Annotated in this window: 25 protein-coding genes and 3 pseudogenes; 17 read left to right on the forward strand and 11 right to left on the reverse strand. The window is 62.0% G+C overall.

The window, feature by feature from the left end:
* Positions 1 to 4: 4 nt before the first annotated feature.
* Both KB879_RS39695 and KB879_RS32935 read right to left on the reverse strand, forming a co-directional pair.
* Entirely contained in the window at positions 5 to 880 is an 876-nt protein-coding gene (locus tag KB879_RS39695; RefSeq protein ID WP_249221483.1) for a DDE-type integrase/transposase/recombinase, read from the reverse strand.
* 458 nt (positions 881 to 1,338) lie between these two features.
* Positions 1,339 to 1,797, reverse strand: a pseudogene (locus KB879_RS32935) (SDR family NAD(P)-dependent oxidoreductase); the annotation flags it as partial.
* A 2-nt stretch (positions 1,798 to 1,799) separates the two neighbouring features.
* Here KB879_RS32935 and KB879_RS32940 point away from each other — a divergent pair.
* Positions 1,800 to 2,192 carry a winged helix-turn-helix transcriptional regulator gene (locus KB879_RS32940; protein WP_371827464.1) on the forward strand — a complete coding sequence of 131 codons (393 nt, stop codon included), beginning with the start codon at positions 1,800 to 1,802 and terminating at the stop codon, positions 2,190 to 2,192.
* Positions 2,193 to 2,622: 430 nt separating this feature from the next.
* Here the strand turns inward: KB879_RS32940 and KB879_RS32945 are convergent, their stop codons facing one another.
* Positions 2,623 to 3,186, reverse strand: a complete 564-nt coding sequence (locus tag KB879_RS32945; RefSeq protein WP_211983661.1) for a PadR family transcriptional regulator — start codon at positions 3,184 to 3,186, stop codon at positions 2,623 to 2,625.
* Positions 3,187 to 3,460: 274 nt separating this feature from the next.
* Between KB879_RS32945 and KB879_RS32950 the strand changes: the two genes are divergently transcribed.
* The 4 genes from KB879_RS32950 to KB879_RS32965 all read left to right on the forward strand — a co-directional run bounded on the left by KB879_RS32950 (position 3,461) and on the right by KB879_RS32965 (position 6,577).
* The gene (locus tag KB879_RS32950) at positions 3,461 to 4,366 is read left to right on the forward strand and encodes an NmrA family NAD(P)-binding protein (RefSeq protein WP_211983663.1); all 906 of its coding nucleotides are present in this window, start codon (positions 3,461 to 3,463) and stop codon (positions 4,364 to 4,366) included.
* A 22-nt stretch (positions 4,367 to 4,388) separates the two neighbouring features.
* The gene (locus KB879_RS32955; RefSeq protein WP_211983665.1) at positions 4,389 to 4,748 is read left to right on the forward strand and encodes a YciI family protein; all 360 of its coding nucleotides are present in this window, start codon (positions 4,389 to 4,391) and stop codon (positions 4,746 to 4,748) included.
* A 189-nt stretch (positions 4,749 to 4,937) separates the two neighbouring features.
* On the forward strand, positions 4,938 to 6,224 hold the full coding sequence (locus KB879_RS32960) for an MATE family efflux transporter (protein WP_211983667.1): 1,287 nt from the start codon (positions 4,938 to 4,940) through the stop codon (positions 6,222 to 6,224).
* A gap of 143 nt (positions 6,225 to 6,367) precedes the next feature.
* Positions 6,368 to 6,577: a hypothetical protein gene (locus KB879_RS32965; protein ID WP_211983669.1), complete on the forward strand. Its 210-nt coding sequence runs from the start codon at positions 6,368 to 6,370 to the stop codon at positions 6,575 to 6,577.
* Between the two features lie 205 nt (positions 6,578 to 6,782).
* Here KB879_RS32965 and KB879_RS32970 read toward each other — a convergent pair whose 3' ends face one another.
* Positions 6,783 to 7,850 carry an alkene reductase gene (locus tag KB879_RS32970; RefSeq protein WP_211983671.1) on the reverse strand — a complete coding sequence of 356 codons (1,068 nt, stop codon included), beginning with the start codon at positions 7,848 to 7,850 and terminating at the stop codon, positions 6,783 to 6,785.
* A 364-nt stretch (positions 7,851 to 8,214) separates the two neighbouring features.
* Here KB879_RS32970 and KB879_RS32975 point away from each other — a divergent pair, with 364 nt between their 5' ends.
* Positions 8,215 to 8,664, forward strand: a complete 450-nt coding sequence (locus tag KB879_RS32975; protein WP_211983673.1) for an Rrf2 family transcriptional regulator — start codon at positions 8,215 to 8,217, stop codon at positions 8,662 to 8,664.
* Positions 8,665 to 9,182: 518 nt separating this feature from the next.
* Here KB879_RS32975 and KB879_RS32980 read toward each other — a convergent pair.
* A complete protein-coding gene (locus KB879_RS32980) occupies positions 9,183 to 10,199 on the reverse strand; it encodes a LysR family transcriptional regulator (RefSeq protein WP_211983675.1) in 1,017 nt (338 codons plus the stop codon).
* 416 nt (positions 10,200 to 10,615) lie between these two features.
* Here KB879_RS32980 and KB879_RS32985 point away from each other — a divergent pair, with 416 nt between their 5' ends.
* The 4 genes from KB879_RS32985 to KB879_RS33000 all read left to right on the forward strand — a co-directional run bounded on the left by KB879_RS32985 (position 10,616) and on the right by KB879_RS33000 (position 13,319).
* A complete protein-coding gene (locus tag KB879_RS32985) occupies positions 10,616 to 10,912 on the forward strand; it encodes a hypothetical protein (RefSeq protein WP_211983677.1) in 297 nt (98 codons plus the stop codon).
* A gap of 263 nt (positions 10,913 to 11,175) precedes the next feature.
* A complete protein-coding gene (locus tag KB879_RS32990) occupies positions 11,176 to 12,006 on the forward strand; it encodes an alpha/beta fold hydrolase (protein ID WP_211983679.1) in 831 nt (276 codons plus the stop codon).
* A gap of 303 nt (positions 12,007 to 12,309) precedes the next feature.
* Complete coding sequence (locus KB879_RS40560) at positions 12,310 to 12,864, forward strand: hypothetical protein (RefSeq protein WP_211983681.1); 555 nt, start codon at positions 12,310 to 12,312, stop codon at positions 12,862 to 12,864.
* A gap of 5 nt (positions 12,865 to 12,869) precedes the next feature.
* The gene (locus KB879_RS33000; RefSeq protein WP_211983683.1) at positions 12,870 to 13,319 is read left to right on the forward strand and encodes a transposase; all 450 of its coding nucleotides are present in this window, start codon (positions 12,870 to 12,872) and stop codon (positions 13,317 to 13,319) included.
* Between the two features lie 193 nt (positions 13,320 to 13,512).
* Here KB879_RS33000 and KB879_RS40280 read toward each other — a convergent pair whose 3' ends face one another.
* Positions 13,513 to 13,644, reverse strand: coding sequence for a hypothetical protein (locus KB879_RS40280; RefSeq protein ID WP_256449371.1), 132 nt, complete (start codon positions 13,642 to 13,644; stop codon positions 13,513 to 13,515).
* A 132-nt stretch (positions 13,645 to 13,776) separates the two neighbouring features.
* Positions 13,777 to 15,106: pseudogene (locus KB879_RS33005) on the reverse strand (PLP-dependent aminotransferase family protein).
* Positions 15,107 to 15,272: 166 nt separating this feature from the next.
* Between KB879_RS33005 and KB879_RS33010 the strand changes: the two are divergent.
* Entirely contained in the window at positions 15,273 to 16,049 is a 777-nt protein-coding gene (locus KB879_RS33010; protein WP_042876415.1) for an enoyl-CoA hydratase, read from the forward strand.
* A gap of 31 nt (positions 16,050 to 16,080) precedes the next feature.
* Here KB879_RS33010 and KB879_RS33015 read toward each other — a convergent pair whose 3' ends face one another.
* Positions 16,081 to 16,515 (reverse strand): MarR family winged helix-turn-helix transcriptional regulator, encoded by a 435-nt coding sequence (locus tag KB879_RS33015; protein WP_211984327.1) that lies wholly within the window; start codon positions 16,513 to 16,515, stop codon positions 16,081 to 16,083.
* A gap of 183 nt (positions 16,516 to 16,698) precedes the next feature.
* On the opposite strand from KB879_RS33015, the gene KB879_RS33020 reads away from it, so the two are divergent.
* Entirely contained in the window at positions 16,699 to 17,457 is a 759-nt protein-coding gene (locus tag KB879_RS33020) for a sulfite exporter TauE/SafE family protein (RefSeq protein WP_211983685.1), read from the forward strand.
* A gap of 512 nt (positions 17,458 to 17,969) precedes the next feature.
* Here KB879_RS33020 and KB879_RS33025 read toward each other — a convergent pair.
* The gene (locus tag KB879_RS33025) at positions 17,970 to 18,758 is read right to left on the reverse strand and encodes a TetR/AcrR family transcriptional regulator (RefSeq protein WP_249221484.1); all 789 of its coding nucleotides are present in this window, start codon (positions 18,756 to 18,758) and stop codon (positions 17,970 to 17,972) included.
* Here KB879_RS33025 and KB879_RS39710 point away from each other — a divergent pair.
* Positions 18,696 to 18,917, forward strand: a pseudogene (locus KB879_RS39710) (fumarylacetoacetase); the annotation flags it as partial. The gene KB879_RS33025 and the pseudogene KB879_RS39710 sit on opposite strands and share 63 nt — an antisense overlap.
* 104 nt (positions 18,918 to 19,021) lie before the next feature.
* Here KB879_RS39710 and KB879_RS33030 read toward each other — a convergent pair.
* Together KB879_RS33030 and KB879_RS33035 are read right to left on the reverse strand one after the other, a co-directional pair.
* Positions 19,022 to 19,378 carry a hypothetical protein gene (locus KB879_RS33030; protein WP_211983687.1) on the reverse strand — a complete coding sequence of 119 codons (357 nt, stop codon included), beginning with the start codon at positions 19,376 to 19,378 and terminating at the stop codon, positions 19,022 to 19,024.
* Positions 19,379 to 19,483: 105 nt separating this feature from the next.
* Complete coding sequence (locus tag KB879_RS33035; protein WP_249221485.1) at positions 19,484 to 20,086, reverse strand: TetR/AcrR family transcriptional regulator; 603 nt, start codon at positions 20,084 to 20,086, stop codon at positions 19,484 to 19,486.
* A 140-nt stretch (positions 20,087 to 20,226) separates the two neighbouring features.
* On the opposite strand from KB879_RS33035, the gene KB879_RS33040 reads away from it, so the two are divergent.
* From KB879_RS33040 to KB879_RS33055, 4 genes are all read left to right on the forward strand, one after another.
* Positions 20,227 to 21,009 carry an SDR family oxidoreductase gene (locus KB879_RS33040; protein ID WP_211984333.1) on the forward strand — a complete coding sequence of 261 codons (783 nt, stop codon included), beginning with the start codon at positions 20,227 to 20,229 and terminating at the stop codon, positions 21,007 to 21,009.
* 66 nt (positions 21,010 to 21,075) lie between these two features.
* Positions 21,076 to 21,864, forward strand: a complete 789-nt coding sequence (locus KB879_RS33045) for a crotonase/enoyl-CoA hydratase family protein (RefSeq protein WP_211983689.1) — start codon at positions 21,076 to 21,078, stop codon at positions 21,862 to 21,864.
* Between the two features lie 54 nt (positions 21,865 to 21,918).
* Positions 21,919 to 22,899 carry a nitronate monooxygenase family protein gene (locus KB879_RS33050; RefSeq protein WP_211983691.1) on the forward strand — a complete coding sequence of 327 codons (981 nt, stop codon included), beginning with the start codon at positions 21,919 to 21,921 and terminating at the stop codon, positions 22,897 to 22,899.
* Between the two features lie 30 nt (positions 22,900 to 22,929).
* Positions 22,930 to 23,211 carry a putative quinol monooxygenase gene (locus KB879_RS33055; RefSeq protein ID WP_211983693.1) on the forward strand — a complete coding sequence of 94 codons (282 nt, stop codon included), beginning with the start codon at positions 22,930 to 22,932 and terminating at the stop codon, positions 23,209 to 23,211.
* Positions 23,212 to 23,334: the final 123 nt, after the last annotated feature.

Raw genomic sequence — 23,334 nt, forward strand, 5'->3', positions numbered from 1 at the left:
AGCGCTAAGCCTCGGACGCCGTATCGGGAAGCAACTTCGGTGGCGTCACGCCGCCAAGAGTGGCCCACATGGAGTAGGGAGTGGCTCCGCGCAACCCCCGGTGCGCATTATGGTGATAGCGCTGCGCAATCTCCAGGACCAGCCACCGCTCGAACTCTCGGATAGTCAGGGATGCCTCTCGTTCAGGCGCCCTAGCCTTGCGGCCCTTTGGGGAGGATCCAGTCGACCCCGGCAAGCTGTGGACGCGCTCCATGAGGGTCCGGTTCAATCGCTCGATATGTCCGCCAAAGTATGGGCGTCCGGCGGGACGATACATCAACTCCACCCCGTACTGGCTACACGCGGAACGCAGCGCCCTGCTCTTGAACTCGGCCGCATTGTCGAGGTGAAGAACCTTCGGGATGCCGTGCATCGGCCATTCGGCACTGACCTCGAGGCTGGCGAGCCAGCTCACCTTGGCGAGCACGACGCGCGTCAACAGGAGAGCGACTGTGGCCGCATTCGGGCGGTCCATCCCCACATACACTCCCACGACACACCGTGTGGCAACGTCAACAGCGAGGCTAAGCCATGGCCTACCTATGGGACGCCGATATAACTCATCCACCAAGATCACATCGGCCAGCGTGTGATCGACCTGAACGATGTCCATCGGGTAATGCGCCACGAGACTGCCAGGCGGAATTGCTGCCGCCGGTAACGCCGCCTGCAGAAGCGCCTCTTCCTTCCGATGAGCGGCCCAGCGCCGTGAAATGGTTGACCTGGCTGGTGCGGTGATGCCGGCATCTGCACAACGTTTGCGAATTTCAATGGCCAGCTCAAACAGCGGATGCGCCAGATAACGCTGCGGCGGCAGCCATGTGGTTAGTACATCGTTCACGATGTTCTCGACTTGCGCCGGCAGTCGCCCCTTTCCGGATCTCGGACCGCGGTCATACGGGCTCAGCGCGCTCGCGACTGGATCAGCAAGAAACCGTTGCCGAAGACGATAGATCGTGGACCGATGCATTCCGAGCAATTTGCCAGCGTACTCTGCTTGCTTGCGCGAGAGCGGTCCCCTTCCAAGAGGACGCAGGACTCGCGCAATGGCAAGTTCACGCTCCGTAGGCTCAGTCATGGAGGTACGCAGAACACTAACCTTCGACCCACAGTAGTCGAATTACCGGTCCGCAGAGCCACAGTCGCGGAATTTGTGGTCCTGCGCCGGAAGGCCGTTGCCTCTGCGCAACGGCACCAATCGCCTTCCACCGACAGTTTTTCATTGAGAATCAATGCGTTAAGCCAGTGTGATTGCTCGCAGATATGTGGACGCCGCTCGCGGAATTAACGATCTGGAACAGCGGCATAGGCAATCGTGGCCTCTGGCAACGGTAACTGCCGCTGGATCGACGTGACGTGGATAACGACGCCCGAGCCCTGCTCGATCATCCAGGGCAACAGCGCACGATCGATCCGCACTGCCGGGAACAGGTTCAGGCTCAATGCCTTGTTCCATTCGTCGTCGTCGAGCGCCCTAAAGCCACCCGCCGGCGCAGATGAGCCACCCGCCACGTGCACGATAATATCGACGCCGCCGAGCCGTTCGAGCACGGCGTCGACAATGGTTTTACAGCCCTCGGCCATCGTGATGTCCGCACCGATGAACCTTTCTTCGGAAAGGTCATCGGGACGCGAACGTGCCGTCGCGAGGACGTTCGCGCCGGCCTCGCAAAGGTGCGCGACAACGGCTTTACCGACTCCCTTGGTCCCGCCCTTGACAAGCGCCCGAAGGCCCTGAAGTTCGGGTGCGGCGCTCATCAGTGAATCTCCAGAGACGCGATCTTGCCGCCAGCCAGGACAAACGCGTAGGTCAGCACGACCGGGCTACCGGGAAAGGTGCCCGTGAGCCTGGCGCGCATCGTGACGGTGGCGCCATGGTGATCCTGTTTCACCTTTTCGGTGGCCAGGTGCGGCGTTTTTCGGACCTCGAGAGGCTGATTCCCGGCATCACGCAAAAGATGCTTGCCCAGCAATTACGCCACCTCGAAGAGGACGGCATTGTGACGCGCACGGTTTATCACCAGGTGCCGCCGAAGGTGGACTACCGCCTAACCGATTGGGGCCAGGCGCTGTGCCCGGCACTGGATGCGATCCTGAAATGGGCTGAGCGCCGTGAAGACTTTCCATCGGCTGCGTCGAGTGTGCGTGCCTAAGGCTGACAGACCTGTGGGTGGTCGACGAGGTGTCTGCTGTAAAGAAACGGACGCGTTTACATCGGTTTTGTAACTCTCCACGCGCTTTGGTGGACCGCGTCAGCGATCTTTCCGTGATGGTCGATCCGACGCGTTATCCGGGCGGCCGTCGCATGTTGCTCCCGGAACGGACGGTCGTAGAGCTTTGTCCGAGCGGCTCAATCGGGGTCGGAAGCTGCCAAACGAGGGGAGTCGGCGCAATCAACGCGATGGATTACATGCGCTGGAGTCCTTTGCTGGCCCAATTTCGTAGTCATTCGGGGCCGATTCGCCCGGAGCCCGTATCAGATCAATTTATTCCTGACCTTGCCTCGCAGAGGTTTTTTTGCCGGCCCACCCGCCCGTCCATTGGCATATTCGAGCGGCGCACCTGCCTGAATTCGGCCAGGCATCAGGCTGGCCTGCGAGCGATCATTTCCGCCACCTCGTCACACCATGCGATATAGGCCTGTTCAGCCAGCACGCCGCGGCGTGTCACCAACAGCGGTCCAAGTTGCTGCTCGGTCAGCACGGCCTGCCTTGCGAGAAAGAACTCAAGTTGGGCCTGGTGGTCCGCACGCACCGCACGGATCTGCTGCAACGCCGTCTCGCGCGGCAGCAAATCGAAGCACAACACCCGCAGTATCTGTTCATCCTTGATGGCAGGGCGCGGTGAACCATTCGCCACCCAGGCCATCAGCTTCTCGCGTCCAGCAACGGTCATACTGTAGATCGAGCGTTCCGGCCCGCGCGTTCCCGGCAACCGCTCCGATTTGATGAGTCCATCCGTCTCGAGCTCTCGCAAAGCCGGGTACACCGAACTGTGCTCAACCGACCAGCAATGCTGGCCCGCCATCTGCAGCCATTTGGTCAGTTCATAGCCGGAACGCGGCTGGCTATGTATCCCGGCAAGAAGAACATGCTTCAGCGGCTTTTCCTTACTTGCCCTGGCTTCCTTCAGATCACTCACTCGCATTGCTCCTTGATTGCGTCAACGCGCACGCGGAATGACTATGTTTTTTTTGACATAGTCAAAAACCCGTGGCACTATGTATTTTTCCACATACTTGATTTTACCCTATTCCCCGGGCAGCGACTGCGCCAGGCGTCGCAGCGTCGACCGGGTGCGGCCAGTCCGCCGTGTCGCCGCCTCTGAGCGCCAAGGTTGCCTGGTCGAGGCGGCGCCGGCCGGTGCCGACAACATCAGCTACATCGGCTTTATTTTGCTCATTGATACAAGGAAGCAAATCATGTCCCAAGAAACCATCCTCGTCACCGGCGCCGCCGGCAGCGTCGGCTCGACCGCGCGCGCGGCTATCGCCATCCTGCTGGAGCAAGGCCATCGCGTACGCGCCATGGTGCGCAAGCGGGACGCGCGCGCCGACATGCTGCGTGACCTGGGCGCCGAAGTTGTAGTTGCCGACATGCTCGACATCATTGCCGTGCGCGCGGCCATGCGCGGCTGCTCAGTGGTGTATTTCACGATGTCGGTTTCGCCCGAATACCTGGTAGCAGCCGCCACCGTCGCAGTCGCAGCCAAAAGCCTGGGTGTGAAGGCCTTCGTCAATCTGTCGCAGATGACGCTGTCGCAGATGAGCGAGACAGAGACCACCGGCAGCCCGCAACAGAAGCAGCACTGGCTCGCAGAGCAGATGCTGCGGTGGTCCGGCCTGCCGGTGGTCTACCTGCGTCCAACCGCTTTCTTCGAAGGCTTGTTCCTGCCGGCGGCCAAGGGCATCCGCGACGACAACGCGATCCGCCTGCCGTTCGCCGACGGCAAGACCTCACCGATCGCCGCCGCCGACGTGGGGGCTGCCGCCGCTGCTGTACTGGCCAACCCAGAGCCGCATATCGGCAAGGTCTACGAACTGACCGGCCCCCAGTCGCTGACGATGGCCGAGCTCGCACAGGAGTTCAGTGGCGCACTGGGCCGCACCATCCAATACGTCAACGTACCGCCGCAGATCTGGGAAGCCAGGCTCCAGGAGGCCCAACAGCCGGCGCATCTGACCGCACACCTGGTCATCATGGCCCAGTTGCATCGCGACAACCGCTACGACCGCATGACCGACACCTTCCAGCAGTTGGTCGGCCGTGCGCCGATTTCCGCCGCTGAATTCGCTCGCCGCCAGGCGGCCGCGTTCACGCCTGCCTGATCCTCCCTTTTGAAAGGAAACAATGATGGAATTTGTTCTCGCTTTTCAAGAGCCACACAACGCCTATGAAATCCACGCCGATCCGCTCAAAGGGCAGCAAGTCTCGCTCGCGTGGAAACAGTATATGGGCGCCATGGCGGCCGCCGGCGTCATGCGGGACGGCACGCAGCTCGATCCGCGCAACGCCAGCACCGTGCGGGTGCGGGACGGCCAGCGCCAGGTTCAGGATGGCCCATCCCGGGAAGGGCACGCGCTATTTGGCGGCTATGTGGTGATCAATGTCGAGACGCGGCAAGAGGCTTTGAATTGGGCTGAACGCAGCCCCAGCTCATCAGCCGGATACACGGAAGTCATCCCGTTCCTGCCGATCATTCGCGCGTAGGCGCGCATCAGCGCTTGCATATGGCACTGTCATCGCCCGGCCATTGTCGGGCGGTCTCTTCTTCTTGGCATACAAAAAATCATGTCCGCTACTCTTGCTAGTCAGGCCGAGAAGACTTCTCCGCCTCCTGACATCCTTACGGCCGACCCTCCGGCCAACAGACTGCTCCACGGTCCATTGTTGTCAAACTTGATCCGCCTTGCCTTGCCGACAGTCGTCGTACTGTTCATGACGACCTTGCTCGGTGTCGCCGAGACCTATTTTGTCAGCTCACTGGGCGTGAAAGCGATCGCCGCAGCATCAATGGTCGTTCCCGTCATGCTGCTGATGGCCACGGTATCGAGTGCCGGCGTCGGCGGCGGCGTGTCCTCGGCCATCGCCCGCGCCACCGGCGCCCGCTGCCAGGATGAGGCGGAAAGCCTGGCCTGGCATACGGTGGTCATCGCCGCCGTAGCAGGAGGACTGTTCTCCCTGGTGACGGTGTTGGCCGGCCCGGCGCTGTACCGCAGCCTTGGCGGCAGCGGGTCATCGCTGGACCAGGCGGTACGCTACTCAAACATCCTGTTCGGAGGCGCGATCCCGTTCTGGATACTGATGCTGCTGCAGGCGGCGTTGCGCGGCGCCGGCAACGTCAAGGTGCCGGCGATGATCATACTGGGCGGCGCGGTCACCGGCCTGATACTGTCACCCGTGTTGATTAACGGCTGGCTGGGCGCACCGCGCATGGGAGTGGCGGGCGCCGGCGCCGCCCAGGTGCTATGCAATATCGCCGCGCTGAGCGTGATGGTCGTTTACATGCGTTCGCCCTCGTCGACGCTGCGCCTGCGCCGCTATCCGCTGCAGCGCAAGCATTTCAGTGCGATCCTCCGTGTCGGCTTGCTGTCGGCGATCAACGCCGTCATGTCAGCAGTGTCAGTCACCGTGCTGACCGCTGCGGCCGGTGCCATGAGCGTCGCCGCCATCGCCGGCTACGGCATTGCCTCCCGCCTCGACATGCTGCTTATGCCGGTGATGTTCGGATTCGGAACCGCCGCGATCACGCTGGTGGGCACCAACCTGGGTGCAGGCAACGTGGTGCGTGCCCGGCGCGTAGCGATCGTGAACGTACTGTTTGTTGCCAGCGTGGTTGGCATGGTCGGACTGGTTGTCTCGCTCTTCCCGCAACGCTGGCTGGGCCTGTTTACCAGCGATAGCACCGTTATGGCGGCCGGCGCGCAATACCTGCATGTGGTAGCGCCTTTCTATGCGGTGCTCGGCGTGATTTTCGAGCTCTACTTCGCAGGTCAGGGGGCACAACGCATCCTCTGGCCGATGACCGCGAGCGTGGTGCGCTTCGCATTTGCGCTGGCCGCGATGGTGCTGGTCACGCAAGGCTACGCGAGCCTGCACACTGCTTTCGTACTGGTGGCCGTCAGCATCGTCGTGGCAGCGACCATCAGTGTGATCGGATTTCGGCGGACCCGCTGGGACCGTTAGACACCAGGGCTTAACCATCCCGCTCAACTGGTCGCACATGCCCGGGGACGTCGACCGGCGCTTGCAAGTATTCGCGCAGCCGCTGGTCAACAGATCATGAGTCTTTCGCCTTGCAAGTTTCCTACTCAACCAAGGAGTTTCAGATGACCCCCACACGCATGCTAATCCTGGCGAATGCAGCCGCCGCTTTCGCCGCCGCCGCCAACCTTGCCTTGGCTACGGTCAATGACCACGCGGGAGAGCCACCTGTCGGCACAGTGCATCCGAGCGGCAATGCCCGCAGCGAACTTGCGTGCGACCCGCTGGACAATGCGCGCGAAGCCGGAGGCACACTCTACGGGTATCGCGTTTGAGGGACTGGCAGCCATCCGAATGGTCAATGACTAGGTGGAACTCGCGCGCCAGTTTGGCGCCACCGTCGTGATCTACGCGAAAAAGTGAAGACCCTCTTCGGAATTCCTTGCTCGGCAGGCAAGGCCCGCCGCCCTTCAGTGATGTCCGTCGGTAAGGGTGACGGGGCTCGAACCCGCCACCACCTCAGCCCGGCAGCGCTCGGCTTCAGGCCGCTTCGCCGAGCAATGGATAGTCGTTGTAGCCGGTTTCATCATCCGAGTAGATCGTTTCCGGATTGATCTCATTGAGCGGCGCGCCGCTTCGAAAGCGCTCCACCAGATCCGGGTTGGCGATAAAAGGACGTCCGAACGCAGCCGCGTCTGCCTCGCCGCGTTCGATGGCCTGCTCCGCGCTTTCCCTCGTCAGCCCTTCGTTGAGGATGTAGGCCCCTTTGAAGATGCGCCGCACGTCACGGCCGATGCGATCATCTCCGCGTTCGAGCGACTCACGCGCAAAAATGAAAGCGATGTGGCGCGCGTTGAGTTGCTCGGCAACATACGTGAACAGCGCACGCGGATTCGAATCGCGCATCGAGTATGAACTTGACATCAGGTTCAGATGCACGCCGATCCGGTCCGCTGGCCATACGGTGAGCAGCGCGTCGACTGCCTCCAGCAGGAAGCGCGCGCGATTCTCGATCGAACCGCCATAGCGGTCTGCCCGCCGGTTAGATCCGTCGTGCAGGAACTGGTCGAACAGGTAGCCATTTGCCGCGTGCAGTTCGACGCCATCAAAGCCAGCGCGTTTTGCGTTTGCGGCGCCGACCCGGAAATCCTCGACGATGCCGGGAATTTCTTTGGTCTCCAGCGCACGCGGTGTGGTGTACGGGCGATGAGGCCGCACACGACTGACGTGGCCGTCCGGCGCAATGGCGCTGGGGGCGACCGGCAGTTGGCCCTCATGGTAGATCGGGTCGGAAACCCGCCCGACGTGCCACAACTGGGAGACGATCAGGCCGCCCGCATCGTGTACTGCTGAAATCACCTCTTTCCAGCCGGCGATCTGCTTCTCGGACCAGATGCCCGGCGTGTTGGGGTAGCCCACGCCCTGAGGGGTGACCGAAGTGGCTTCGGTAATGACGAGTCCTGCGCTCGCACGCAGCGCGTAGTGCCGCGCGTTGAGGGGGCCTGGACTGCGCTCGGCAAACGCGCGCATGCGCGTGAGCGGTGCCATGACGATACGGTTCGACAGCTTCAGCGCGCCAATCTGGACAGGATCGAAGAGTGTGGACATTTGCGGACTTCTCGTTTCGGTATGGAAGATGAAAGGAACGGCTACTCCGTTTCCGTTGACCATGGAACATCGCAAGGCCCTATGTGTGTCGCCCCCGCACCTTCGATGTAACAATGTTGGTTACAACATAAACCACCCGATCCATCAGCGCAAGCCTTTCGTCATAGACGTCCGGCGCCAAGGAGACGGGGAGGTATGGGCGCGCGGCTTTGGCACGTTGATGCGACCGGGGCGCACAGGCTGGAATCGCCCGTCATATAAGACTGCGGACGCGCAAGGCCGCCCTATTCATCAAGACAGTCAGGTTGACAACCCGCATCGTAACGAATATTGTTACAACTAAATTGACTAATACAGGCTTTCCATGAGCGCCAACAGCCGCCTGACCGTGGCGACCCACATCCTCGCGTGGATGGCGCTCGTCACGCGGGACAATCCTGACCCGGTCACGTCCGACCGGATTGCCGCAAGTGTCAACACCAATCCGGTAGTGATTCGTCGTACGCTAGGATTGCTAGCGAAAGGCGGCCTTGTCGAGAGCTTTCGCGGCATCAATGCGGGATGGCGCCTGACCAGGAGCGCAGGCACAATCAGTCTTCTCGACGTATTTGATGCACTTGAAGACGGGACGCAGTTTGCGCTGCACCCTTCAAAGCCCAACCAAGCGTGCCCCATCGGGCGAGGCATCGGGTCGACGCTGTCCCACGTCTATGATTCGATCGACGCTGGCGTTCGAAAGGCGCTTGCCGCCACGTCGATCGAAGCGGTACTTGCAGACACCCTTGCATTGGGATCATCGAAAAGACGCGGCTGACTCCGGGGCGGCCGAAATGCCTGCTGGGGCCAAATCCGAGGTCTCGTGACTCGCTGCACGTTCCTTTCTGGTAGCGATTGCACTGAGACGTTCCGCATATGGACTGTGTCGCCAGCAGGCCTGGTCCCCGCGCCGGATTTACTGGGCGCCGATCGGCCAGCAATCCCGCCACCGCAATCGCGCCGGTCGACTGTTCTGCCTGATGGCCCGCAGTCTGGCGCGCAGCAAGGACATCGCCTTGGGTGGCTTCTACCGACGCATGGCAGCACGACGCGGCGGACTGATTGCCAAATTGCCTTGGCACGCAAGCTGGCCATCCTCTTCTGGCGCGTCATGGTTAAGGGAATGCAGTACGTCGAAAGTGGCTTGGCACACTACGAGGCCCGCGTCCTCGAAACCAAACGGCGGGCACTCAGGCGCCTGGCCAAACAACTCGGCCAGGAGCTAGTTTCCCTCCCTACTGCCGCATAGAAACCAATTTTCATAGCCTCGCCCAGTCAGCCGCTTTTCTATGACGGCTAATCGCCACATTTTCCGGGCCCTGAGCCAGCGGGGATAGCGACGTCAGCCACTTCCGTGACGCCGCTCATTGAGTCGTCATGGCCCATTTGCACCGCCGCCGGTGGTTGGTGTGCGTCGTAAGGAGCAAAAAGCTCCGCGACCCAGTCGATGAACACCCGCAAGCGAGCATTCATATGCCGATGCGATGGATACACCATGTAGATCGGGACTGTATCTGTGGACCAGTCGGTTAGCACTTGCTGCAGAGCCCCTGACTTCAGGTGCCGCCCCGCAGTCGCTGTGGTCGTGCGGATGACGCCCAAACCTTGAACGCCAGCCTCCAGCGTCGTCATCACGTCGTTCGTCGCTAACAAGTGAGAGCCCTGCACTTCCACGCGCTCCTCATCCCTGGACAAAACAAATGGATAGATGCGACCGGTTCGGTGAAGGAAGTAGTTCACGACGCGGTGAGATCCGCTTTCGAGGTCCTTGGGGTGGGTGGGAACGCCATGTCGCCTCAGATACTCTGGAGATGCACAGAAGATCCAACGAAACTGCCCCAATCGCCTGGCCACCAGTGACTCGTCGCGTAAGTTCCCCGCGCGCAAAACGCAGTCGATGTTTTCACTCACCAGGTCAACGGGACGATCGCTCACGCCGAGCTTGATATCAATGCCCGGATAGCGCGAGAAAAAGTCTGGCATGGCAGGCACAAGGATTGTTTGGGCGACGGCGGACCCAACGTCGACGCGAAGCTGGCCGCTAAGCATCGCCCGCTCGCTGGACAGCCCTGCTTCCAGGTCGTCGACTTCGGCAAGGATGCGGGTCGCGCGCTCAAAGTACGCAGCCCCGTAGGGTGTTACGGCGACTCGTCTTGCTGTCCTGTTGAGCAGAACCACTTTTAGCTCACTCTCCAACCACTGGACCCAGCGACTCACCGTCGGCTTCGGCCAACCTAGCGCTTCCGCCGCCTTTGTGAAGCTGCCGCATTCGACAACTCTGACAAACGCTCTCATCGCACTGAGCTTATCCATCTCCCCGTGACCTCACTCGTCACTACTTGCCGGCGAGCCCTCGCGGGCCGCCCGCTGCGCTCTGAATCGAGTCACCCTCTGCTGGAGAGGACTCTTTCCAGGCCCCGATGCCTGCTGCGCTGATCGCCGCGGCCTTCGCCAAGATCGCATAGCGCCCTCCGGGCCGGCTTGCAGATTCCCTATGTTTTACAGCGGATTCTATAAGAATCTTTCCGGTCCGATCGTCTCACTGCGCGAGACGATCGTTGCGGGACGACGACTTGTTCTTCGTCCGCCCTGACGCCATTCTTACCGTGCTGGCCTTGTGGCATCGACTCCGCGGCGCTGCATCGGCACGCATTGACCCTCACGATCGCCAAGCACTACACGAGGTTTGGTACAGATGTCTTTCTCCATTCAGTAGGAGCCTTCCTTCCATGAAATTCACAGCCAAGAAACTTGTCCTCGGCCTATCGGCCGCCGTTGTCTATTTTGTTGCCTCTGCGCCGCAGCTGGCATCCGCCTCTGTGCTGGCCGAGCACGACGTCCGTACTGACGGTGCGCGGTCCGTTCGCGATGCGCGCAACCCCTACTACGATAACGCTCGAAGCGTGACCGATCCGCGCGATCCCTATACCGACGGGGCACGAAGCATCGCAGAGCCGCGGGATCCTTACACCGATGGCGCCCGAAGTGTGACGGATCCGCGCGATTCCTACACCGATGGAGCTTGATCTGGCGCCTTCCAATGGGAGACGAAACGTCTTCGCGCGCGCCGACAGCGTTCATACCCATTCATTGCCGCCGTACAACTTATGAAAGATCTTGAATCATGAAATGCATGTCTGAGTCACCCAACCCTACCTTCCCTGAAATTACGCGCCGCCAATTGCTGGTTCTCGGGGCCGGCGCCGCAGTTACCGCGGCTGTGCCCAATGCAGCCTCCGCTACTTCGACCGCGTCTGGCAGCGCGGCAACCTCGCAAGGATATTTAGCCATGAGCTACGTCACAACCAAGGACGGTGTCCAAATCTTCTACAAGGACTGGGGTCCCGCCAATGCGACGCCCATCGTCTTCTCGCACGGATGGCCTCTGAGCTCCGATGATTGGGATGCCCAGATGATGTTCTTCCTCTCCAAGGGCTTTCGCGTCGTTGCCCATGACCGGCGGGGCCATGGGCGCTCGTCGCAGGTCTGGGACGGGAACGACATGGACCATTACGCCGACGACCTGGCAGCCGTGGTGACTCATCTCGACCTCAAGGGTGCCATCCACGTGGGCCATTCGACTGGCGGCGGTGAAGTTGTGCGTTACCTGGCGCGCCACGGCGAGAAGCGGGCTTCGAAGGCCTGCCTCGTCGCGGCAGTGCCGCCGCTTATGGTCAAGACTGCGTCCAATCCGGGCGGTCTGCCGAAGGAGGTGTTCGACGGTCTGCAATTGCAGACGGCCACCAACCGGGCGCAGTTCTTCCGCGACCTTCCCGCAGGGCCGTTCTACGGCTTCAACCGGCCGGGCGCAAAGCCCCAGGAAGGCATTATCCAGAACTGGTGGCGGCAAGGAATGATGGGTAGCGCAAAGGCGCACCACGACGGCATCGTGGCTTTCTCGCAGACTGACTTCACCGAGGACCTGAAGAAGATCAATCTGCCTGTTCTGGTGATGCACGGCGACGACGATCAGATCGTGCCCTATGCCGATTCCGGGCCGCTGTCGGCCAAGCTTCTGAAGAAAGGCACGTTGAAGACATACAAAGGCTTCCCACATGGTATGCCGACGACGCATGCGGACGTCATCAACGCGGACCTTTTGGCCTTTATCAAGGCCTGAGCGCGCCAGATGTAATGCACAACCTGGTTCGCTTCGAGGCGGACCAGGAGGTGCCGCTCCAACGCTGGTCTTGGAGCGGAACCACAACGCTCAGCAGGGCGCAGCAAAAGATTTGTCATGCCCTGAACGCGACCGGGCTGGCGGCAAGACACGCCATGACTTGCACCTTGCCAGGAGTGACTCATGAGGGATTTACCAGTTCTGGGCATGTGTCGATTGCAGGGGGACCCCCAGCAGTCTTCGGTACAGTGACGACGCAATTGCGGATGCGCACGCGGCCTTCGTCGACAGCGAACAGATGCAATGGTCAACGGCCGCCAGACCAAGAACCTGCCCGGGTGCAAGACCGATATGCTCGACTGCCAGTGGGGAGCGACGCTGCACGCCCACGGCCTGCTGCGCGCCGGCTTTGTGCCACCGGCCCACATTCGCGACCTGCAAGACTATATGCGCCTGCGGGCCGACCACATTGCCTTGGCCGCCAGCCACGTCCAGCCAGCGGCCTGGCCGTGGTGCGAGCCATCCTCGACGGTGAGCGCAATCCCGATCGACTGCTGTCGCTATGCGACATCCAGATTCAGCGCGCCAAAGCCGAGCGGGTCAAGGGAGTCACTGCGCGGCACCTGGGATGCCAAACACCTGTTCGCGCTACGCCAGGCCTTGCAAAGCTGGGAACACTACCAACACCAGATCACCGAGTGCGACCGCCAGATCCTGGCCTTATTACCCAGGCCAACGACAAACAGCCGCCAAGCGATCCCGCCAACACCAAGCCACGCAAACGTCCGGGTCCCAACGCCCCAGATATCGGGCAATTGCGTCACATCCTCACGCAGCTATGCCACGGGCAGGACCTGACCACCTTGCCAGCCCACACCGAATACAGCGTGCTGCAACTGATCTGCGAGGTCGGCACCGATCTGACCCGCTGGCCTACCGAGAAACACTTCACCGCATGGATGGGCCTGGCACCGGGAAGCCACCAAAGCGGCAAGCGCCGTGGCAGCGTCAAACGCCACCGCAATCGCGCCGGTCGACTGTTCTGCCTGATGGCCCGCAGCGCGCAGCAAGGACATCGCCTTGGGTGGCTTCTACCGACGCATAGCAGCACGACGCGGCGGACTGATTGCCAAATTGCCTTGGCACGCAAGCTGGCCATCCTCTTCTGGCGCGTCATGGTTAAGGGAATGCAGTACGTCGAAAGTGGCTTGGCACACTACGAGGCCCGCGTCCTCGAAACCAAACGGCGGGCACTCAGGCGCCTGGCCAAACAACTCGGCCAGGAGCTAGTTTCCCTCCCTACTGCCGCATAGAAACCAATGTGAACCGTACGCCGCCTCCAGCGTCGGTGCGGAGGTAATTCAAGAACCGGGCGACGAATTCATACAGTTATTAGTGCAGCCGATCGAGTGCTGCCAAGTGTGAAGCACATTTCTTGTTTGACGATCATTGTCGCTCTACGTTGCTCTCCAGATAACCTGGGCGATCCAAGATGGGCGGCAATGGCTATATGGCAGCAATGCCGCCGCCTTGGTGGTGATCCGCACCGAGCGGATGTCCGATGGAGATGCCGCCGCCGAAAAGCCGGACCAAGGCGAAGCCCTGGCTGTCGGTTCCGGCAAGGTCGGTCTGAGCCACGATCCCACCGAGGAGGCAGTCGTTATGCGCTGGCCACGCAGTGTATTGGTGGGGGTCAGGGTATCGCGACGATTCTGGAAAGGATCTGAGTCTAGCGACGGCGATGCGTGGACGACGCCCGGCGGGTCGCCCCTACCGATAGGCGTGGTCGTCCACGACCCTCGCCACTGTCCCAAGCGCCTGCCGCAGCGTCTCGAGCGGGACGGAGCCGAGTGCCCGCCGGATAGCGTGCGGCACCTGCTTCGCGGCGGCGAAAGGATGAGCGGTGGATACGGAGATGCGCTGCTCCAGCAACGCCTTGGCGATGGCATCGGCACGCGCTTCCTCTGGCAGTGGCAGCCAGACGAAGTAAGAGGCGGGATGCCGGACGAGATGCAGATGCCCCAAGACCTCGGTCACGATGCCCTGGCGTATTGCGGCGTCACGCCGCTTTTCCGCCTCCAGCCGCGCAACCGTCCCGTCCTCGATCCAGCCGCAGGTGCCGTCATCGTGGTCGGCGTATGCCAGGTGGTTGCCCGGATCGTTCGCTCCAGTCTGGGAATCAAGGCCTGCGGGGCGCAGACCTGGCCGATGCGCAGGCCGGTTGCCACACTCTTGGAGAGACTCGATACATATACGGTCAACTCTGGCGCCGATGCAGCGAACGGCGGCGGAGCGTCCGCCGCCAGGAAGGCGTACGCCGCATCCTCGATCACGATCAATCCGTGCTGCCGCGCTATGGCAACCAGATCGCGCCGCCGGCGCGCGCTCATGACCCAGCCAAGCGGATTGTGCAGCGTCGGCATGGTGTAGACGGCGCGCACCCGGCGTTGCCGGCATAGCCCGGCCAATGCATCGAGATCCGGACCGTTGGTCCCCGTCGGAATCGCCACCAGCTCCAACCGGCAGGCTTCCGCGGTGAGCTTGAAGCCAGGATAAGTCAGCGCATCAACCGCAACCACGTCGCCGGGTTCAAGCAGCGCCATCGCAGTGACCGTCAAGCCATGCTGTCCACCACTTACCAGTACCGTGTTATCCGGCGTAGCAGGCAATCCGCGTCCCGCTAGATGGCGGGCCATCGTCTCCCGGTCACGCGTTCGGCCTCCATGGGGATGGTATTTGAGCAACGCTTCAAGGTTGCCGGCACTGGCCAGTTCGCGCAGGGCCGTCCTGAGCAGGTCGCCCTGCCGGGCATCGATGGATTGTTGAAGCTCAGGTCGACCGTGTCGTCGCTCCACGGCTGGAGGTCGATACCGTGTCCGCGCGGAAGCACTTCCTTCACGAACGTCCCCCGGCCGGTCTCGCCGCTTACCAGCCCCATGGCGTGCAGTTCCGCATAAACGCGCGTCGCCGTGACCAGCGCCAGGCCTTCGCGGGCGGCGAGTTCACGGTGGGTAGGCAAGCGGGTACCAGGACGCAAGCGGCCCTCATGGATGTCTGCGGCGAACTGATCGACCAGTTGCTTGTAGCGGTGTCTGGGCATGGCGAACGGATGCACGACAATTGTGGGAATGTACTGATTATGGACCTGGTTCCACTCATCGCACAAAACCATCCGGCAGCGTCGCGAGTGTCGGCTCCTGGCAGTTTACTTCGCGCGCGAATTATGCATATACTTCGCATGCGAACTTAAACTTATGGAGACCAGCATGACCTCGGAAATTCACGTCGACCTGACCAATGGCGTCCTGACCATTACGCTTGCCCGGCCGGAGAAGAAGAACGCACTGACCAACGAGATGTACGGAGCCCTGGCCGACACCATCGCGAACGCCGAGCACGACGGCAATGTCCGCGTCGTGCTGGTACAGGGGGAAGGCGACATGTTCACTGCTGGAAATGATGTGAGCGAGTTCGCGGCGATCGCGTCGGGTAAGGGCCCCAGCGAACGTCATGTCCACCGCTTTCTGCATGCGCTGGCAAAGTCGACAGTGCCCGTCGTTGCAGCGGTCCACGGCAAGGCGGTGGGAGTCGGCACCACGATGCTGCTGCATTGCGACTACGTGCTGCTGGCCCAGGATGCGCAATTGATCACGCCATTCGTGAACCTGGCGCTGGTGCCCGAAGCGGCCTCAAGCTACCTGCTGCCGCTTCGCATCGGTCACGCCCGGGCATTCGAGATGTTTGCCATGGGGAATCCGCTCGATGCGCAGACCGCGCTGGCCTGGGGCATTGCCAACAAGGTCTGCGCCAATGACCAGCTCCGCACCGAGGCACGCCAGATGGCGGAGCGCATTGCCGCCAAGCCTGCGGGCTCGCTGAGCGCCATGAAGGCGCTGATGCGCCAGGCCGAGATGCTGGTGACGCAGATGGATAGAGAGAGCGCGAAGTTCCAGGAGCGGCTAACGAGTGCCGAAGCCCGGGAAGCGTTCGCAGCCTTTGCCGAAAAGCGCAAGCCGGACTTCTCGAAAGTCACCCAGCACTAGGCCCCTTCCTGCCGTCCAGCCGCGGATCAGGCTAATCGTCACCTTCGTCGGCGACCGGAAACTTGGTCTGCAGGCTGGTCAGCCACCTCGCCACCACGTCGATCTCGGCTTCGGTAAAGCCTTCGGTCAGCCTAGCGTTGAGATCCGCCATGCCGGCCTTGGAGCGCTGGCGCGCGGAGCGCCCAGCGTCGGTGAGCCACAGGCGCGATGCGCGCCCGTCGTTCTCGTCGGCACGACGCTCGATCAGGCCTGCTCTTTCCGTCCGGTCAGCCAGGCCACTCATCCCTGGCGCGCCCAAGTCCAGCGCGGCCGCGGCCTCGCTCATCAGCGCGCCGTTGTGCGTACCCAGAAAAAACAGCAGCCCCGACTGCGCCGCCGTTACGCCACCACGGGCAGCTCGCGCCTGCGACCAGCGTTGCAGCCGACGGTGCCCAACGTTCAGGAGATAGACGAGGCGATGTTTCATGTTCGGGCCGGCAGCGTTGATCGGTTTAATTCGCGTGCGAATCATATCACGCGCCATAAATGGCGGCTGGCAGCTTCTCCATCGCGTCATGGAACTTGTATCCATGACAATAGTTTGATTGTATTGTTTTTCCAGCCTACGATGGTTTCCAGCCTTTAGCCTCCAGTCTTTGTCGAAGCCACCATGGAACTGAATGTCACCACCATCCTCGTCACCTTTGCCGGAGTCTTCCTGATCTGCTTCATGAAGGGCGCCTTTGGAGGGGGCTTTGCCATCGTCGGCATTCCGCTGTTGTCGCTTGTGATGGATCCCGTATCGGCGGGTGGCCTGCTGGCGCCGCTGTTCATCGCCATGGACCTGTTCAGCCTGCGCTACTGGAAGCCATCGACGTGGTCCCGGCCCGACCTGCTCTTACTGGTGCCCGGACTGGTGGTCGGCATCGGTGTCGGCTACTTCCTGTTTCGGGTGCTGGACCACCGCGCCATCTCCATCGTCATGGCCGTGGTCACGCTGAGCTTTGTCGGGCTGTGGCTCTTGCGGGGCGGAGACGTCGCGGTGCGGCCCCGTTCTTCACCCAAGGCTGTGGCGGCGGGCCTGACATCGGGGATCACGACGATGGTCGCCCACTCCGGCGGGCCGCCGCTGGCGATGTACCTGCTTCCCCTGGGCCTCAGCAAACAGATCTATGCAGGAACGACCAGCATGTTCTTTACGGTGGGCAACGTCCTCAAGGCAGTGCCATGGCTGGTGCTGGCCAGGCCCGTGGGCGCCGTCTGGACGTTGATGGCGATCTGCCTTCTTGCCGTGCCAGCCGGCGTCTGGCTGGGCTGGCGGCTGCATGGGAGGCTCGATCAGCGCCAGATGTACCGGGCGTGCTACGGCCTGCTGGTTTTCACCGCTTTGAAGTTGCTGTGGGACGGTACCTCAGAATACTTTCGCTAAACATGCTGACAAGGACCATACGCGGCACGTGAAGAAATCGGCGCCGGGAGACTAAGCCAGCTTTACGGACTCATATCAAGCCCATTGGGCCACTCAAGGAGCCAACCTTGAAGGTGGGTCGGCTAGAGACGACCGTTGATTGTTCGCGGGACCTATCGTCGCAACCCAATAATTCACTATCGTGAAATTATTGATTGGGATGCGGAACTGAGCGCCTGTGCTTCGACGGCCGACTGAACTGCTAGCTGCCTTCGCACAAACGTCCGCCCTCCCCCAGTGAACCTCCACGTGTCAGGTTAGGCCGACAGTGTCCCCGAAGGGAGGCGCCGGGTCCATCTCAGTAGATTGATACGGTTGGTCTCCAAAAACGCTTGTGATTCAAGAGCTTGCAGAAGAAGCGATTTCTCAAGTGAGGCGAAACCGGAAAGCCTTGCTGTAAGCGGCTTCCCGGGGAGTCACCGTTACATTTTGCACGTTTCGAACGATTACCCCATTTTGGGCACGGTTGCCGCTTAGCGCCGGGCCCTGGTGGTCGGCAGTTGGTCCATCACCGTCTTGAGATGCCTGGGCCCCGCTGTCACGGCGCTCAGGAACATGGCGATCGCGAACTCGATCATCTGGTCCACCCGCACCGGCATATCCGATCTCGGCACACGGTCTGACAGGATCAGCGTGGCCAGGCCGTGCTCCATGCTCCATGCGGCGTGGGTCACCAGCGTGAGCGCGCCCTTCTGCCAGCCGCTTTCCAGCGCAATCTTTTCGACCGAAGTCGCGAACAGGTGGAAGGATTTTGTGTGCTGCTCGATCAGCTCTGGATACGTGTCCCGCGCCACCAGACGCAGCCCGACCATGAGATCGAACAGCCCCTTGTGGCGCTGCGCGAAGCTGACGTAGCTGCGCATCATCTCCGCCGCCGTGGCCATGGGCGGTTCCTGCTTCGCGACCGTCTCCAGCCGCAGTTCGGCCAGCTCCCTGAACCCGTCTGCCGCAATGGCCGCGAGCAATCCCTCTTTCCCGGCGAAGTGCCGGGAAGGCGCGGCTTCGGACACGCCGACAGCCCGCGCGAGATAGCGCAGGCTCAGTTCGTGCGCGCCGATCTCTTCCAGCGCACGGCGTCCCTCCTCAATCAGGGCGTTGCGCAGGTTGCCGTGGTGGTACGGCGCGGCGGCGGATGCTTTCGTGGACACGGTGTCGACAAATCTGGTGAACCAAAGGCCATAGGCGCGCCAAAGCCATGGGGCAGCGGCACCATTTCCGGTCCGTTGCCCGAAGAAGCCGGTGCGCTGATCGAACTGACACACGCCGGCCGCACGCCAGTCACGCTCTCGTCTGGCGAAACACGCGCGTTCCTGGAGGACGGCGATGCTGTCGTCATGACAGGATGGTGCGAACGGCCGGGCTTTGCCCGCATTGGCTTCGGGGAAAACCATGGCGAGGTCATCCCTGCTTTGCCGGAATAACGTCCCAATGCTGCTGCAGCGGCCACCAGCCTCACCGCTGGCGGCCGCTTGCCCCGGCCCCCTGGCCATCGACCAGAACACCAGACAGCCGTACCGCGACTCTATCACGAGCTGGATTGAAGACGCCGGTCCCGGACGACGACGGCGTCGCACACGATCTCCGAGCCATCTTCGCGCACGAGCGGCGCACTGCGGATCTGCGGCCCGGACCGGGCATCGAACAACTGCATAACGACGCCCTCCGTGCTGCCGGACCAATCGTATGCCCAGCTCTTGAGTGCCACATAGACCGGGAAGAAAGCCCGCCCCTTCTCCGTCAGGGGGTAGGTGTGCCGCTTTGCCGGGGCGCCGGATCGGCGCTCCAGCAGGCCTCCCCCGACAAGCGACAGGCGCGGCAGCCGAGGCTGCGCTCGATGCAGATACGCATCACGCCGGATGACGGCGTGTTCCGGCGTCGTCAACTCAGACGCAGTTCCTAGCGAGCTGCGTGGCCATTCGCCAATGCTGGCACTGACGCACGCCGGATGGTCTGCCTGTGGGTCGCGCAAGACCACGCGCCCGCCATGTCACTCCCGGTCGCACATTGCCAGCAATTGCCTTTTCGCCGCGGCCAGCACGGCGTCAGACCGCTTTTCGTCGGCCATCACCCGCGCAACCACCAGGGCGCCGATCATTGCGCTGACGGCGAAAATGGCCTCGTCAGGGTCATCAGCACCCAGTTCGGCGTCGATACGATCGACGAACCGTTCGATATGGGCCGACATGGTCTCGCGCGCCGGATCGTCAGCGCGCGCCACTTCACCCGCCAGCGCGGCAATCGCGCAGCCGGTCGTGCGTGAATCCCGATGCGTGCGGCTCAGGTAGCTGCGCACCGTCTTCTTGAAATCCGGCGCCGCATCGCCCTTATTCGCTTCGAACGCGGCCTTGCCATCCTCCATCGCGCGTTCGAGCGCGTGCGTCAGCAACTCCGAGCGCGATGCGAAGTGGCCATAGAAGCCTCCGTGGGTCAGGTTGGCGCTGCGCATCAGCTTCGCGACACTGATGGACTCCAGTCCACCATCCCTGATTTGCTCGGCCGCCTGGCTCAGGATGCGTTCCCTGCTGCGCGCCTTGTCCGCCTGTGAGTGTCCCATCGAACACACCTCATATGTTGTCTTGACATTCTGCATTTTGACCATCATTCTCCTGCATGACAACTGTCATGCAGAAAGGCGGTCACTGCAATACGAAGAACCGGATCAGCCCGGCCCATCGCTGGCGTCTAGATCCTCCAGGATGTTTCGTTCCATCCATCGACAAGGAGACAGTAATGACTGCTGTGGCAGATCTTTTCGACCTGAAGGGCCGAACGGCCCTGGTCACCGGCGGATCCGGCGGCCTGGGCCTGCAAATTGCCGAGGCGCTTGGCACGCAAGGTGCCCGCGTGGTGATCTCGGCGCGCAAGGCGGACGCACTTGAGTCCGCGCAGGCGCATCTGGCCAGCATGGGTGTGGACGCAAGCTGGATCGCGGCGGACAACGCCAGCGAGGACGATGTCGAGCGCCTTGCCAACGAAGCGATGGAACGCCTTGGCAAAGTCGACATCCTCGTCAACAATGCCGGCGCCACGTGGGGCGCGACTACGGCTGACCATCCGCTTGCAGCCTGGGACAAGGTCATGAACCTGAATGTGCGGGCGATCTTCCTGCTCACGCAGAAGATCGGGAAGCTGTCGATGATACCCAACCGCCATGGCCGCATCATCAACCTTGCCTCAATTGCCGGGCTGAAGGGCAACGGTCCCAAAGCCCAGCCGACCATCGCTTACAACACCAGCAAGGGTGCCGTCGTCAACTTCACCCGTGCGCTCGCCGGCGAGTGGGGGCCGTACGGCATCACCGTCAATGCGCTGGCACCAGGCTTTTTCCCGTCCAAGATGACCAGGGGCACGATCGAGAAGGTCGGCGTCGAGAAACTGTCGGAGCGCGCGCCCCTGCAACGCATCGGTGATGACGACGACCTCAAGGGCGCAGCCCTGCTGTTCGCCAGTGACGCAGGCAAGCACATTACCGGCCAGATTCTTGCCGTGGACGGTGGCGTGACGGCCGTCTGATTTCATCCGGCTATCTCCAAATCCAATCCATCCGCAGTGCCAATCCCGCTCAGGGAAGGAGACCTCATGAGCAACGCAGCAATGACGCCCGAAGTCCGTATGACGATCGAAGGCCATATCGCGATGATCTCGGTCGACAACACGACCAAGAAGAACGCTTTCACCCCGGAAATGATGCAGCAGCTCTCGCAGCGGCTGACCGAGTTCGACAACGACGACAACCTTTGGGTCGCAGTCCTAGATCCCGCCGGCGAGCACACCACGGCCGGACTCGACATGCCCAAGTTCTTCGGACCGACTGCTACGGCAAAGCCGATTCCCGACGACCAGGTAGATCCGTTTGGGCTCCGCAAACGCTGCCGCAAGCCGTTGATCTCGGTGGTCCACGGCATTACCTATACGATCGGCCTCGAGCAGATGCTGGCCTCGGACATCGTGATTGCAGCCGACACCGCCCGTTTCTGCCAGATGGAGTCGAAGCGGGGCATCGCGCCGCTGGGCGGCGCTCACTTCCGCTACCTCACCCGCACGGGCTGGGGCAATGCGATGTACCACCTGTTCCTGTGCGACGAATTCTCCGCCGAGGAGGCCTACCGCTGCGGCTTCGTCCAGGAAGTGCACTCGTACGGGCGGCACCGCGAGCGTGCGATGGAGATCGCCCGGGGGATCTGCAAGGTCGCGCCGATCGGCCTGCGCGCGACCAAGACAGCGGCGCTGACCTATATCGAGCACGGCGAGCAGGCAGCGATCGATGTCATCCCGCAGATTCGGGAGCAGGTGTTCGCGTCGGAGGACTTCAGGGAAGGGGTCCAGTCCTTTGTCGAGCGTCGCGAGGCCCGCTTCACTGGGCGTTGATCCTGCTCGAGCCACCCCGCGCTCCACTATTCATCCATTCAAGAGAGAAACTTAATGAAGACGCAGATCACCGAGCTGTTCGGCATCGAGCATCCCATCATCCAGGGCGGCATGCACTACGTAGGATTCGCGGAACTGGCTGCGGCAGTGTCCAATGCGGGCGGCCTGGGCATCATCACGGCGTTGACACAGCCGAGCCCAGAGGCACTGGCGCGCGAGATCCGGCGGTGCAGAGAGATGACCGATAAGCCGTTCGGCGTCAACCTGACTTTTCTGCCCGCACGCAATCCGCCGGACTATCCCGGCTATGTACGCGCGATCATCGATGGCGGCGTGAAGATCGTCGAGACCGCGGGCAACAATCCGCAGAAGTGGCTGCCCACGCTGCAGGAAGCCGGCGTCAAGGTGATTCACAAGTGCACATCGGTGCGGCATGCACTGAAGGCCGAGAGCATCGGCTGCGACGCGGTCAGCGTGGATGGCTTTGAATGCGGGGGCCATCCCGGCGAGGACGACGTCCCCAACTTCATCCTGCTGCCCCGTGCCGCGGACGAGCTCAAGGTCCCGTTCGTCGCCTCGGGCGGCATGGCCGATGGCCGCTCGCTTGTGGCGGCGCTTGCCATGGGCGCGGGCGGTATCAACATGGGCACGCGCTTCGTGGCGACCCATGAAGCGCCGGTCCACCAGAAAGTCAAGCAGGCCATCGTCGCGGCAACGGAACTGGATACGCGGCTCGTGATGCGCCCGCTGCGCAATACCGAGCGCGTGCTGAACAACGCTGGCGTTGAGCGCTTGCTGGAAAAGGAAAGGCGGCTCGGCGCAGACATCACCTTCTCGGACATCACGGACGAGGTGGGTGGCGTCTATCCGCGTGTCATGAAGGACGGCGACATGGACGCAGGGGCGTGGTCGTGCGGCATGGTCGCCGGACTCATTCATGACATCCCCAAGGTCGGCGAACTGGTCGAACGGATCATGCGCCAGGCCGAAGAGATCGTTGCGAAGCGGCTGCACGGGATGCTGTCGCTGGCTTGAACATTGGTGATACCAGCAAGGGAAAAGAGAATGCGCGCAATTGTTGCAAGGATCAGCGTAAAGCAAGGCCACGAGGCCGAGTTCGAAGTGCTGGCAGCCGGGCTGGTGGCCGAGTCGCGTGATGAAGCCGGGTGCCTGGCATATGACCTGTGGCGCTCGGACGAAGCGCAGGAATATGTCTTCATCGAGCGCTACGTCGATGAGGAAGCAGCCCAGGCGCACGTGAAATCCGATCACTATCGCCGGATTGGCCGACAGATGAGCGCGCTCATGGACGGTACCCCGACTGTGATCAGACTCGCTGCACCATAGCCGGGTGCGGGCGTGGCAGTGGACGATCAAGGAATGGCGAAGGGCAGGCTCGTCCCGGGGGCGGGCCAGACTGATGGGGCAGTGGCTTGTGACCTGGGCAGAAACTGCAAGTTCGGCTACGAA

This window comes from Cupriavidus sp. KK10 (assembly GCF_018223725.1).
GTDB lineage: Bacteria > Pseudomonadota > Gammaproteobacteria > Burkholderiales > Burkholderiaceae > Cupriavidus > Cupriavidus necator.